The 13,108-nt window shown below is 35.6% G+C and carries 12 protein-coding genes; 2 read left to right on the top strand and 10 right to left on the bottom strand.

Annotated features, from left to right (window positions below; all coding sequences use genetic code 11):
• Positions 1 to 460 precede the first annotated feature (460 nt).
• Both E3U55_RS16700 and E3U55_RS16695 read left to right on the top strand, forming a co-directional pair.
• Positions 461 to 907: an OsmC family protein gene (locus E3U55_RS16700; protein ID WP_134341621.1), complete on the top strand. Its 447-nt coding sequence runs from the start codon at positions 461 to 463 to the stop codon at positions 905 to 907.
• 536 nt (positions 908 to 1,443) lie between these two features.
• On the top strand, positions 1,444 to 3,339 hold the full coding sequence (locus E3U55_RS16695) for an AMP-binding protein (protein WP_134341622.1): 1,896 nt from the start codon (positions 1,444 to 1,446) through the stop codon (positions 3,337 to 3,339).
• A gap of 35 nt (positions 3,340 to 3,374) precedes the next feature.
• Here the strand turns inward: E3U55_RS16695 and E3U55_RS16690 are convergent, their stop codons facing one another.
• From E3U55_RS16690 to E3U55_RS16645, 10 genes are all read right to left on the bottom strand, one after another.
• Complete coding sequence (locus E3U55_RS16690) at positions 3,375 to 3,791, bottom strand: DUF4870 domain-containing protein (protein ID WP_194840965.1); 417 nt, start codon at positions 3,789 to 3,791, stop codon at positions 3,375 to 3,377.
• A 107-nt stretch (positions 3,792 to 3,898) separates the two neighbouring features.
• The gene (locus E3U55_RS16685; protein ID WP_134341619.1) at positions 3,899 to 5,545 is read right to left on the bottom strand and encodes an FAD-binding dehydrogenase; all 1,647 of its coding nucleotides are present in this window, start codon (positions 5,543 to 5,545) and stop codon (positions 3,899 to 3,901) included.
• Between the two features lie 59 nt (positions 5,546 to 5,604).
• Positions 5,605 to 7,134 carry an acyl-CoA carboxylase subunit beta gene (locus E3U55_RS16680; protein WP_134341618.1) on the bottom strand — a complete coding sequence of 510 codons (1,530 nt, stop codon included), beginning with the start codon at positions 7,132 to 7,134 and terminating at the stop codon, positions 5,605 to 5,607.
• A gap of 17 nt (positions 7,135 to 7,151) precedes the next feature.
• Entirely contained in the window at positions 7,152 to 7,931 is a 780-nt protein-coding gene (locus tag E3U55_RS16675; protein ID WP_134341617.1) for an enoyl-CoA hydratase-related protein, read from the bottom strand.
• A gap of 1 nt (position 7,932) precedes the next feature.
• The gene (locus E3U55_RS16670; protein ID WP_134341616.1) at positions 7,933 to 8,835 is read right to left on the bottom strand and encodes a hydroxymethylglutaryl-CoA lyase; all 903 of its coding nucleotides are present in this window, start codon (positions 8,833 to 8,835) and stop codon (positions 7,933 to 7,935) included.
• Between the two features lie 24 nt (positions 8,836 to 8,859).
• Positions 8,860 to 9,075 carry an acetyl-CoA carboxylase biotin carboxyl carrier protein subunit gene (locus E3U55_RS16665; RefSeq protein WP_134341615.1) on the bottom strand — a complete coding sequence of 72 codons (216 nt, stop codon included), beginning with the start codon at positions 9,073 to 9,075 and terminating at the stop codon, positions 8,860 to 8,862.
• Positions 9,076 to 9,086: 11 nt separating this feature from the next.
• Positions 9,087 to 10,433 (bottom strand): acetyl-CoA carboxylase biotin carboxylase subunit, encoded by a 1,347-nt coding sequence (locus tag E3U55_RS16660; RefSeq protein ID WP_134341614.1) that lies wholly within the window; start codon positions 10,431 to 10,433, stop codon positions 9,087 to 9,089.
• A gap of 10 nt (positions 10,434 to 10,443) precedes the next feature.
• Positions 10,444 to 10,776, bottom strand: coding sequence for an AMP-binding enzyme (locus tag E3U55_RS16655; RefSeq protein ID WP_194840964.1), 333 nt, complete (start codon positions 10,774 to 10,776; stop codon positions 10,444 to 10,446).
• A gap of 20 nt (positions 10,777 to 10,796) precedes the next feature.
• Positions 10,797 to 11,939 (bottom strand): acyl-CoA dehydrogenase family protein, encoded by a 1,143-nt coding sequence (locus E3U55_RS16650; RefSeq protein ID WP_134341612.1) that lies wholly within the window; start codon positions 11,937 to 11,939, stop codon positions 10,797 to 10,799.
• A gap of 89 nt (positions 11,940 to 12,028) precedes the next feature.
• Positions 12,029 to 12,649 carry a TetR/AcrR family transcriptional regulator gene (locus E3U55_RS16645; protein ID WP_134341611.1) on the bottom strand — a complete coding sequence of 207 codons (621 nt, stop codon included), beginning with the start codon at positions 12,647 to 12,649 and terminating at the stop codon, positions 12,029 to 12,031.
• Positions 12,650 to 13,108: the final 459 nt, after the last annotated feature.

The following is a 13,108-nucleotide window of genomic DNA, read 5'->3' as shown; positions in this document are numbered from 1 at the left end:
TATCAGGCATTAGAGTTTGGTGTTCAACCAGATCAAATGTTTAGTAACATACATGAATTCATACAAGCGATAAAAAATTAAAGGTGTGAACAACCGTGAAGGTATGTAAACAAATTAGTCTTATTCAAGTAACTGGGGGCTTTAGTTGAATAAGGCATATGATTTATATGAGTATTTTGCTGCGTAGTACAAGAAAACTTAAAAAGTACCAATTCAATTAGACGGTTGCGTTCAAAGTGATCGTTTTTTCATATTTGACTATTACTTTGTAAAAGATTTCATTAATTTCGTTTTAAAAGCTGACTTGAAGAGACTGTATGTTATAGAATTAAGAGACGATTGCTTACAATGAAAAGCTTTTTAATTTAAATATGACAAGGCATGATTTATATTATTATTTAGAATTAGAACATTTCGAGGTATTCACAAAATAAAAATGAATGCATAGAGGTGTGATAAAATGGCACAACATCATTTTCAATTAAAGGCACATTGGTCTGGACTACGTAATGATGTAGGGAAAATCGAAGCTGATAATTTAGTTACAAAAATTTCTATACCAAAAGAAATGGACGGGCCAGGTATTGGTACAAATCCTGATGAAATGCTCCTTGGGGCAGCATCGACGTGTTACATTATTACACTAGCTGCGATGATGGAACGTAGTCAGATAGAGAAAGATGGATTAACGATGGAATCAGAAGCAATTGTCGATGTAACAAATGGTATATTTACATATAAAAAAATCATCCATCGACCAGAAATAGTGATGAAACAAGATGCTTCCGTTCGAGACAAAAAAGTAGTACAAAGGCTTGCACAAAAAGCTGAACAGTCTTGTATGATTAGTCGCGCAATTCAAGGCAATGTGGATATTGAATTAGAAGTAACTATTAAAACTGCTTAATTGCACATTAAAATGAATTAGTGGAAAGCCCAAAATAATTAATGAAGAATACAGTAAATATAAATGGAGAAGGTAATAGAAACTATTAAATAGATTATTTAATTTTCAATAATTGCAGGTTTACATAATATATATTATCGGAAGTTATTTTAATTTAATTAATTTGTTTATTATATACCTTTAATTGCTAGAATCCCTTAGATCTAACGTTACTATGTAAATCATTAAAAATATAAATGATACTAAAGTTAACTCAATTAACATTGTAAATAACGTAATGACTAAAAATAACTGTGATGTTGCTTTAGTATTTGTTATCGGTTCCTTATAAAACTTAAAACCTATAACTATTATAAAAATGATACTTATAGAAATAATTAGCAACATATACGATATTCCCCCTTGAATCTGATGGTTTCTATTTAATCATCTTATCATATATAGTATTATAAAATTATGAATATTCATTCTAGGAGGTTTTGTAATTGTCTAAAGCAGTATGGTTTCCATCTGACGATTATGTAAAAAATACACGAATGTACGATCTTATGCAACAAGCTGGCTTTAACAACTATGATGATTATTTTAAGCATTCCATTAATGATATTAGTACTTTTTGGGATCAAGCAGTTAAAGCTTTAGATATTGAATGGTATCAAGATTATAATGAAGTTTTAAATCTTGATCAAGGCATTATGTACCCTGAATGGTTTGTTAACGGTAAAATGAATGTCGCACATAATGCTTTAGATAAATGGGCTCTTGATTCTTCAATGAAAAATGAAAACGCTTTAATTTGGGAGTCCGATGACGGAAAAGTTATAAAATATACCTTTGAAGAATTATTTGAAGAAGTTAATCGTGTAGCAAATGGTCTTGTGGATTTAGGTGTTCGTGATCAAGATATAGTTACTATTTATATGCCTATGATTCCCGAAACTGTTATTGCTATGCTTGCTATCTCTAAAGTTGGTGCAATCTTCTCTCCTGCTTTTTCAGGTTATAAGTCTGAAGCTGTAGCTAAGCGTATTAATGCTGCCAATGCGAGATTTTTATTAACAGCTGACGGTTTTTACCGACGTGGTAAAGTAGTAAACCTTAAAGAAGAGGCCGATTTAGCTGTAGCGTCCTCCCCTTCTATTGATCATGTAATTGTCGTTAATCGTACAAATGAGGATGTTAATTGGAACGATAAAGATGTTTCATGGGATGAGATTAAAACAGACAGCACACAGTTTGAGACTAAACGCACAAATGGTGACTATCCGTTTATGATCATTTATACATCTGGTACGACAGGTAAACCTAAAGGAGCTTTACACACTCATAATGGGTTTCCTTTAAAATCAGCTTTTGATGCTGGATTAGCAATGGATGTGTGCAAAAAAGATAATTTATTCTGGTATACAGACATGGGTTGGATGATGGGTCCATTCCTTGTGTATGGTGGATTACTTAATGGTTCAACCATTACGATGTTTGAAGGAACACCTGACTATCCTACGCCGAGCCGTATTTGGGAGATTGTTGAGCGCCATCAGGTCACTCATTTAGGTATATCACCAACACTCATTCGTTCTATTATGAATCTTGATGAAAAATATGTAACTAGCAATGATCTATCATCATTAAAAATGATCGGTTCAACTGGTGAACCTTGGAATGAAGAACCTTGGATGTGGTTATTTAATAAGGTTTGTAAACAGGAAGTTCCTATCTTTAACTACTCTGGTGGTACTGAGATTTCAGGAGGTATTTTTGGTAATGTATTAGTTAAACCAATTGCTCCTGTGGACTTTAATGCAGCGTTACCAGGCATGGATGTTGATGTTTATGATGATGAGGGAAAGCCAGTGCGTAATGAAGTTGGTGAACTGGTATTAAAACAGCCTTGGGTTGGAATGACCAATGGTTTCTACAAAGAAAACGATCGTTACGAGAATACCTATTGGAGTCGTTATAAAGACACTTGGGTCCACGGTGACTGGGTTATTTTAGATGATGAAGGATTTTACACAATAACAGGTCGTTCAGATGATACTTTAAATGTTGCTGGTAAACGACTGGGTCCAGCTGAATTAGAGTCTATATTTGTAGAGCATGATGATGTGATTGAAGCTGGAGTAATTGGTGTACCAGATGAAGTTAAAGGTGAAAAGCCAATTGCATTCGTTGTAGTTAAAGACCAGTCTTTAAGTGAAGATGAATTAAAAGAAGTTTTAATAGATCATGCCATTCAACGACTCGGAAAAGCCATTGCACCAAGAACTGTTCACATAGTAGATGATTTACCAAAAACACGCAATGCAAAAGTGATGAGACGCGCTATTAAAGCAGCTTATCTAGATAAAGATGCTGGTGATCTATCAGCTTTAGAAAATCCTCATGTAGTAGAAAAAATAAGAGAATTAGGAAAAGGAATCACGAATTAATAAAAAACAGAGCTTGTTATTCAAGCTCTGTTTACTTATTTAAGAAAACGAATAGTTAATGGAAACTTTATATATTCTCCTAGGAGCGCTTTTATCATAGCAAATATCAATAACGCTATATATAAGAACCATTGAATCAATAAAAAACCAAATGCTATTAAGCCTACTCCTATGCCCAATAGGCCTACAATTGGTGTTGAATCAAACAGACCTAATAGATTAAAAGGAAAGTTTGCTACTATAGCAATAATTGCAAATAGTATAATTAAATACAGGTGGTAACTTAGCTGAAAATTAATATTATTTCTTGTATGATTTTCTATTAAAGTTGAATCTGTACCGACAATTATTCGATAAATATACACAAGAACAATATTTATTAATGGTATTGGTAACATGGCAATGATGTGTGGAATGACTGATAAAAGTTTTTCCTGGATTGTAAAATTCATATATACTCCTCTATTAAATAACTTTATACTAAATGTTAACATTTTTGGCTTACTTTTAATAACTAGTTTAGATTTACATAATAAAAATATAGTATACTGTTGCGCTATTATTGCTTTAAATATTCTCCTACTACTTTTCCGGAAAATAAACAGCCACCTAAAAACGTACCTTCTAAAGCTCTATACCCGTGAACTCCTCCACCGCCAAAGCCGGTGACTTCACCTGCAGCAAATAATCCTTCAACTGGTTCCCCACTTGAATTTAATACTTGGCCTGATAGGTTCGTTTGTAAGCCGCCTAGTGTTTTTCGGCTAATAATATTTAATCTCACTGCAATTAATGGTCCATTATTAGGGTCAAGTATTTTATGTGGCTTCGCAGTTCTTATAAGTTTATCACCTCGATAAAAACGAGAACCTCTTAGTGCTGTAATTTGAAGGTCTTTTGTAAACTTATTATCTATTTCCCTGTCTCTAGCTACAATTTGATTTCTTATATGTTCTTCATCAAGTAATTCATCATCTACCAGATCATTCATTTCTTTAACTAAATCCTTTAAATTATCTGCTATAATGAAATCTTCACCTTTATTCATGAAGGCTTTAACCGGCCCTGGTGCTCCTTTTTTCAATCGTTCTAACAGCTTTTTTAAGCTCTTGCCAGTTAAGTCAGGATTTTGTTCAGAACCTGATAATGCAAATTCTTTTTCAATAATGCTCTGAGTTAAAATAAACCATGAATAATCGTAGCCAGTTTTCATTATCGATTCCAAAGTTCCTAATGTATCAAAGCCAGGGAAGTTTGGCGCTTGGAAACGATTACCCTCAGCGTCTAACCAAATAGATGATGGTCCAGGTAAGATGCGTATGCCATGACTAGTCCATACGGGGTTCCAATTTTTGATTCCTTCTGTATAATGCCACATCCGATCTCGGTTGACAATTCGTCCACCTGCATTTTCACTAATCTTTAACATTCTCCCATCCACATGATCAGGTACACCAGAAATCATATTTTGTGGAGAGTTACCAAGACGTTCAGGCCAATTTTCACGTATTAAATCAAAGTTAGCACCGATTCCCCCACTTGAAACAACTACCGCATTTGCGTGATATTCAAACTCTCCTACTACATGACGTGAACTCTTCTCCCCTCTACCTGCAGAACTAGGTTCTAATATTGAACCTTTTACTCCGTTAACCTGGCCATCATCACTAATAATTTCATCTACCTGATGACGAGGAAGGTACTTAACTACACCATTATTCATATGACTTCTAACACGTTTTTCAAATGCTTCAACAATCGCTGGTCCAGTGCCCCAAACGATGTGGAATCTCGGAACAGAATTTCCATGGCCATCCGCTAAATAACCTCCACGTTCAGCCCAACCAACTACAGGGAAAAATTTAATACCTAAACTTTTAAGCCAATCACGTTTTTCATGTGCAGCAAAATCTACATAAGCTTCAGCCCATTTCTTGGCCCATATATCTTCATCATTCAAACGGTCAAAACCAGCTGAACCTAACCAATCTTGCCAAGCCAATCCTTTTGAATCTTTAATTCCCATTTTTCGTTGTTCTGGAGAATCTACTAGAAATAAGCCTCCAAATGACCACCAGGCTTGCCCACCGAGAGAACTTTCAGGTTCCTGATCTAGTAATAATACCTTTTTACCACCGTCTGCTATTTCAGCTGTGGCTACTAATCCAGCTAAACCAGCACCAACAACTATAACATCATAATCCATCACGAAAACCTCCTCATGCAAAAAGACCCCGCTTTATTTTTAGCGAGGTCTAAGTAGTTTTAAACTGGATAAACACCGTGTTTACGTTCTGTAAATGTTAAATTTTTAGATTGATAAGCTTGCAGACGTTTATTTAAGTGTTCTCTTAAATCATCCGGTTGTACGATATCATCAATTATCATTTCAGATGCTAATCGATAAATATCAATATTCTCTTTATATTCTTCATGTTTTTCTTTTATGAATGCTGGACGTTCTTCTTCTGGTAACTCTGCAATTTTATTTGCATAGACAGCATTTACAGCAGCTTCAGGCCCCATAACTGCAATTTGTGCAGTAGGTAAAGCAATTGTTACGTCTGGTTCAAATGCTGGACCAGCCATTGCATATAGCCCTGCACCATAAGCTTTTCTTACAATAACAGAAATCTTAGGTACAGAAGCTTCACTCATTGCAGAAATCATTTTCGCTCCATGGCGAATAATACCAGCTCTTTCAACCTTTGTACCGATCATAAAGCCAGGAATATCTGCTAGGAATACTAATGGAATATTGAACGCATCACATAATTGAATGAATTTAGCAGCTTTATCCGCAGAATCATGGAATAAAACTCCACCTTTCATACGTGGCTGGTTGGCAATAATACCAACTGCTTGACCGTTAATACGACCAAGTCCTGTGATTAATTCTTTCGCGAATTCACGCTTAATTTCACAGAAGCTATCTTTATCAATCAAACGTTTGATTAATTCATACATATCGAAAGGAGCGTTCTGATTTTCTGGAATTAATTCACTTATAGATTTCTCAAATGTTTCCGGATCAAAAGCTTCTTGGACAGGTGGTTTGCTACGGAAGTTTTCTGGGAAGAAGGTTAAATACTTTTGAGCATATTCAATGGCTTCCTGCTCAGAAGATGCTAATACATCACCCACACCTGATACAGAGCAGTGCATACGTGCACCACCCATTTCTTCTAATGTAACTTTCTCACCAATTACTTTCTCAGCCATACGAGGTGATCCAAGATACATTGAAGCGTTTCCATCAACCATAACAACAATGTCACAGAAAGCTGGTATGTAAGCTCCACCTGCAGCCGACGGACCAAATAATAAACAAATTTGAGGCACTCGACCAGACATTTTTACTTGGTTATAGAAAATACGTCCTGCACCGCGTCGGTTCGGGAACATTTCGATTTGATCTGTAATACGTGCACCCGCAGAGTCTACTAAGTAAAGCATAGGTACTTCCAGTTTCATAGCCGTCTCTTGAATACGAATAATTTTTTCTACTGTACGTTTACCCCAAGAACCTGCTTTAACTGTTGAATCATTTGCCATGACACAAACGGTTTGTCCATTTACTTTGCCAATACCGGTTACAACACCATCAGCTGGTAATGATTCATCCATACAATTGGCAAAAAACGCATCCTCAATATCTAAATCCTCATCAAATAACATTTTTAAACGATCTCTAACGAACATTTTACCTTTTTCACTGTTCTTTTGGTGATATTTTTCTGCTCCGCCTTTTTCTATACGTTGGCGCAGTTCTTCATGAACTTGATTCTTTTCCATTATTCTCACCCTTTCAGTTATTGACCTTTGAAGTTCGGTTTTCTTTTTTCTTTAAACGCACTTAAAGCTTCTAATCGATCTTCTGTAGGAATCGTTTTCAAATAACACTTTTTCTCAATTTTTAACCCAGTTTTAATGTCATGGTCGAACCCATGATCCAGTGCTTGCTTAGCCATTTTCACACCGATTGGTCCATTACTAGCAATTTGTTTAGCAATTTCTAGACCTTTATGTTCCAACTCATCTAATGGGACAACTTCTTCAATTAATCCTATTTCTTTACCTTCTAAACTATCAAAACGTTTAGCTGTTAAAATGTAATACTTTGCTTTAGCTAATCCTATTAATCTAGCTAATCGTTGAGTTCCACCAGCGCCTGGAATAATTGCCAATGAAGTCTCAGTTAACCCCATTTTGGCGTTACCACTTGCAATTCTTATATCACAAGCTAAAGTTAACTCTAACCCACCACCAAATGCAGCGCCGTTAATTGCTGCGATTGTAGGTACTTCTAGGGATTCAACACGAGACACTAATTTACCGATTTTACCAACAGTTTCTACTACTTCATCTTGTGACATTGTGGCACGCTCTTTTAAATCCGCACCTGCACAGAAGGCTTTTTCTCCTTCAGCTGTAATGACAATTGCTCGAAGGTCTTCGTTTTCTAGTTGATCTAGAACTTGGTTAAAATCAGCTAATAACTGAAGAGAAAAAGAATTAGCAGCTTCTGGTCTATTTAGTTTAATAACACCAATATATGAATCTTTGATCTCATAAGTAACTGTACTCAACATTTCACTCCTCACGACTACAAATATTCATTTGCTTACTAGGTAAAGGTTTATTAATTTTATCTTGAATATACATACCGGCATCTAATAATCGATCCATATTTAAACCAGTATCAATACCCATTTCGTGTAACATATGAACCAAATCATCAGTCGCTACATTTCCTGAAGCGCCCTTTGCATAAGGGCATCCACCTAATCCACCTAAGGATCCATCAAAGATATAATAACCCTTTTCAATAGAAACTAATGTATTCGCAAGAGCCATTCCTCTTGTGTCATGGAAATGAAGAGCTATCTGATCTTTAGAAAATTCGCCTTCGATTAAGTCAAGGAATTGACTGACTTGTTTTGGGTTAGCTACACCAATTGTATCGCCTAATGACAATTCATCGATTCCCATATCAAACAAGTTTTTACATACATCAATCACTTGTTGTTTATCAACATGTCCGTCATAAGGGCAACCAAAAACAGTAGATACGTATCCTCTAACTGATTTTCCTGCCTGTTTGGCCCCATCTACTACTTCTTTTAATACTGGATACGTTTCATCAATAGATTTATTTATGTTTTTCTTATTATGAGATTCACTTGCAGACATAAAAATAGAAACTTCGTCAACATCAGCTTCTAATGCACGTTCTAAACCCTTCATATTAGGGCAAAGAGCAGCATAAGTGATTCCTTCTTTTCTATTCACTGATTTAGAAACTTCTAATGCATCTTTTAACTGTGGAATCCATTTAGGGTGAACAAAAGATGTCATCTCAATATAGGATAAACCAGTTTCAGATAACTGGTTTATCCATTCTATTTTATCTTCTGTCTTAATTTCTTCTTTTTCATTTTGTAAACCATCACGTGGTCCTACTTCTTTGATTATTACTTGTTTTGGAAGATTCATTAATATGACTCCCCTTTTTCAAATCTATTCGATCACTGCAATAACGTCGCCTTCATTTACGAAGTCACCTTCGTTAACCTTTAATTCTTTAACTGTACCGTTTGTTTCTGCCGCAACCGGAATTTCCATTTTCATCGACTCTAAAATTACAACGTCTGTACCTGTTTCTACTTGGTCGCCTTCATTTACGACTACTTTCCAAACGTTACCTGCCATTGTTGCTACTACTTCTTTTAACATGATAATTCCTCCTATTTGTTAATTAAAATGTGTTCTTGGATGAAAGATGTTCGAGTGTTTCCTTCTTTAAATGCTTGTATGTCTACTATATCATTTAATAGCGGAATATTCGTCTTAATTCCTTCAACTTTGTAATGGTTTAGCGCTTTTTTCAGGTTTGCTACAGCTTCTTCACGTGAGTTTCCTTTAACAATTAGTTTTGCAATCATTGGGTCGTAGTACGGTGTTACTTGATAGTTGGCTTCGACCGCTATGTCATGACGAATAAAGTCATCCTCTGGTAAAGATATTGCTGTAATAGTTCCTGGAGATGGAAAGAACGTTTTAGGGTCTTCAGCATAAATTCTTGCTTCAATTGAGTGCCCTTGAATCAATAAATCTTCCTGTTTTAAGCTTAATTCATCTCCATAAGCTACTTTTAATTGTTGTTCCACTAAATCAACACCCGTAATTTCTTCAGTTACAGGGTGTTCAACCTGTAAACGAGTATTCATTTCGAGGAAATAAAAGTTTTGATTTTCATCAACTAAAAATTCAATCGTTCCTGCGTTCTTATAATCAATGGCTTTAGCGGCTTTAATTGCTGCATCTGCCATCTTTTGTCTCGTTTCCTCTGTAATTAAAGGCGAAGGTGCTTCTTCTATAACTTTCTGATGTCGACGTTGAATCGAGCATTCACGATCAAATAAATGTAGAACATTTCCGTGGTGATCTGCTAACAACTGTATTTCAATATGGTGTGCGTCTTCAATGACTTTTTCAATGAACATCGTGCCATCACCAAAGAATTGTTCAGCACGACGCGCATTACTTTCAAATGCTTTTTCCAATTCTTCATCACTGTTCACGATTTGCATTCCTATACCACCACCACCGTGGGAAGCTTTTAACATCACTGGGTAACTAATTTTGTTAGCGAAAGCTTTCGCTTCTTCTGCTGTAGGTATAGGGTCATTTGTACCTGGAATGATAGGTACTCCTGCCTTTTCCATCGTTTGTCGAGCTGTTAATTTACTACCCATTTGATTAATAGCATAAGAGTCTGGACCTACGAAGGTGATTCCTTCATCTTGAATGCGTTTCGCAAAGTCTGTGTTCTCACTTAATAAACCATACCCTGGGTGGATAGCTTCTGCTTTGCTTTCTTTCGCTACTTCAATAATTCGATCGACATTTAAATAACTTTCATTTACCCGAGCCGGACCTATTAAATGAGCTTCATCTGCTTCTTTAACATGAAGGGATTGTGCGTCTGCTTCGGAATATACAGCAATGGTTCTGATATTCATTCTTTTACACGTTTTAATAATGCGTCTTGCAATTTCTCCTCGATTAGCTATTAGTACAGATTTAAACATAAAACCTCTCCTAATTATTTTTGTTGTTAATGAGACTTTTGGCTTTCTCCATTAGTTTTAATTTTTGTACCTTTCCACTTGGTGTCATAGGATACTCACTAATAAATTCAAAGTATTTTGGTATTTTATCTTGAGTAAATTTCTGATTAATACAATAATTACGAAGATCTTTAGATGTTATATTAGAACTATTAGTTTTAATAACCCATGCAATTAAAACTTCATCATCACTTGGATTAGGTACACTTACGACTAAAACATTTTCTACTTCTGGATGATTTCTTATTTTCTCTTCGATTTCATGTAAATCTGAATGGTGTTGTTCTCCTTTATGGTCAATCAAAAAAATACCTCCCCTATTACTTAACACCCCAATTGTCTTGCAATAACCAAACGTTGAATCTCAGAAGTACCTTCACCGATTTCTAGTAATTTAGCATCTCTTAAATAACGTTCTACTTCATATTCGCGCATATAACCATATCCACCATGAATCTGGATTGCCTGGTTCGCTGAGCGGAATGCTGTTTCTGTAGCAAATAATTTTGCATAAGCAGCCTCTCTTGTAAAGTCCTTACCTTGGTCTTTTAACCAAGCTGCTTTCAATACCATATTTCTTGCTAATTCTACTTCCATAGCCATATCAGCTAACTTGAATTGAACAGCCTGGAATTTCGAAATTGGCTGACCAAATTGCTTACGCTCTTGAGCATATGCCAATGCTTTATCAAGTGAAGCTTGCGCAATACCAACACCTAATGCAGCAATTGAAATTCTTCCGCCGTCTAATGTGTGCAGAAACTGTTTAAAACCTTTTTCAGGATCACCTAACAGGTTTTCTCTAGGAACGCGTACATCTTCTAAAACGATTTCAGCTGTGTTAGATCCACGAACTCCCATCTTATCGTAGTTATCTGTAATTGTTACTCCTTTTGTATCTGTTGGCACAATAATTGCTGATATTATGTTTTTACCACGATCATCTTTACCTGTAACAGCTGTTACAATAATTTGTTGTGCGTATGATGCATTAGTGATGAAGCACTTTTCTCCATTAATCACAAATTCATCGCCATCTATTTTTGCAGTTGTTTTTGTTCCTCCTGCATCAGAACCCGCGTTTGGCTCGGTTAAACCGAAAGATCCTAATGCTTTTCCTGATGCCAGTGGCATAAGGAATTTTTCTTTTTGATCGTCTGTTCCAAAATAATAAATAGGACTAGCTCCTAAAGAGACGGCAGCTGCATAACTTAATCCTGTACTTCCACAAACTCGAGCGATTTCTTCAGCAGCTAAAGCATAAGATACGGTGTCGCCACCAGCTCCACCCACTTCTTCTGGAAAAGGAATACCTAGTAACCCTAACTCGCCTAATTCTTTGAAAATATCTTCTGGGAATTCAGCATTAACGTCAATATCTACCGCTCTTGGTGCGATTTTTTCGTTAGCGAAATCTCGCACCATTTTTCTAATCATTTCTTGTTCTTTTGTTAATTCAAAATTCATATTTGTCATCTCCCTTTTTGTTATAGACCGACTGGTTGGTCTGTAATAAACTAAATGAAAACGCTTTCTAAAAGCGATTAAATAAATGTCTAAATATCAGTCATTGATAATTTAGACGCGCGATATTCTTCTAGTGCTTCTGTTGTTAATAATCCTGAGAAGATGATGTCTATGTACGTTGATGCGATTTCATCGATTGTTTTTGGTCCGTCTTTTTTATACCATTGATAAGTCCAGTTAACCATACCTAATATAGCCATATTAGTTATAGTTGTGGGTAACTCATTTCTAATTTCTCCGAGTTCTTGCCCCTGCTTTATAACTTCTTGGAGAATTTCTTTATAGTTATCCCGCTTTTTCTGAATAAGAATCTCATAATTCTCTTTTAAATATTTATTTTCCTGATTAAATACAACAATATGTTCATTGTATAGGTCATATACACGTACAAGTGCTTTTAGCATCTCATGGAGTTGGAATATAGGTCGATCATAACACTTTTTAGCTTGATTGGCTTCATTTAAAACATATGATATAAATGTATCGTGTATCACATATAGAAGTTCATCTTTAGATTTAAAGTGATGATAAAAGCCGCCTTTTGATGTGTCACAATGATTAACGATGTCATTAACCGTGACACCATGAAATCCTTTATCAGAAAATAACTGCAAAGAACTCTTTATTATTTTTTCGCGTAAATCCGACATAACTCCCTCCTATCTTTTGCTAATATCTTATCATAATTTTTAAAAATATCAAATAACTAAGGTTATTACTGTTTTTATGTTTGTTGTTGATCCTCTGAATCGCTACAGGCGGATGCTTTCCGGGCACGGCCGCAACGAAGGAACATCAATGAATAATCTCCATTGCACCTTTGCACCAAGGAAGCCTACTTCGAAGCATTACTAGTAGATGCAGGTGCATCAAAAGTGATTTTCGGATCGCGTTGTTCCCGCAGGAGTCCCCGCCTTTCGCTCTTCTTAGAAATATGAAATTTACAAACTAGCTTACAAATATTTCATTATCAACATTAAGCTTTTAAAAAAAGAGGCTGGGACAAAACCCAGCAACATAAAAAATCGTGGGACTCCATCGTAATGATGAATCCCACGATTTTTATATATTTTTGTAATTTTTACATAAACAAAAAGGATCCCCTTTGA

The organism is Filobacillus milosensis (assembly GCF_004402015.1).
GTDB lineage: Bacteria > Bacillota > Bacilli > Bacillales > Alkalibacillaceae > Filobacillus > Filobacillus milosensis.
The sequence above is the reverse complement of the archived record's forward strand: the minus strand, read 5'-3'. Positions and strand labels throughout refer to the sequence as shown.

What these genes read in the sequence shown, in the direction of transcription:
- E3U55_RS16700 (WP_134341621.1), top strand. Translation starts at nt 461, where the DNA reads ATGGCACAACATCATTTTCAATTAAAGGCACATTGGTCTGGACTACGT.
- E3U55_RS16695 (WP_134341622.1), top strand. Translation starts at nt 1,444, where the DNA reads ATGTACGATCTTATGCAACAAGCTGGCTTTAACAACTATGATGATTAT.
- E3U55_RS16690 (WP_194840965.1), bottom strand. Translation starts at nt 3,791, where the DNA reads ATGAATTTTACAATCCAGGAAAAACTTTTATCAGTCATTCCACACATC.
- E3U55_RS16685 (WP_134341619.1), bottom strand. Translation starts at nt 5,545, where the DNA reads ATGGATTATGATGTTATAGTTGTTGGTGCTGGTTTAGCTGGATTAGTA.
- E3U55_RS16680 (WP_134341618.1), bottom strand. Translation starts at nt 7,134, where the DNA reads ATGGAAAAGAATCAAGTTCATGAAGAACTGCGCCAACGTATAGAAAAA.
- E3U55_RS16675 (WP_134341617.1), bottom strand. Translation starts at nt 7,931, where the DNA reads ATGTTGAGTACAGTTACTTATGAGATCAAAGATTCATATATTGGTGTT.
- E3U55_RS16670 (WP_134341616.1), bottom strand. Translation starts at nt 8,835, where the DNA reads ATGAATCTTCCAAAACAAGTAATAATCAAAGAAGTAGGACCACGTGAT.
- E3U55_RS16665 (WP_134341615.1), bottom strand. Translation starts at nt 9,075, where the DNA reads ATGTTAAAAGAAGTAGTAGCAACAATGGCAGGTAACGTTTGGAAAGTA.
- E3U55_RS16660 (WP_134341614.1), bottom strand. Translation starts at nt 10,433, where the DNA reads ATGTTTAAATCTGTACTAATAGCTAATCGAGGAGAAATTGCAAGACGC.
- E3U55_RS16650 (WP_134341612.1), bottom strand. Translation starts at nt 11,939, where the DNA reads ATGAATTTTGAATTAACAAAAGAACAAGAAATGATTAGAAAAATGGTG.
- E3U55_RS16645 (WP_134341611.1), bottom strand. Translation starts at nt 12,649, where the DNA reads ATGTCGGATTTACGCGAAAAAATAATAAAGAGTTCTTTGCAGTTATTT.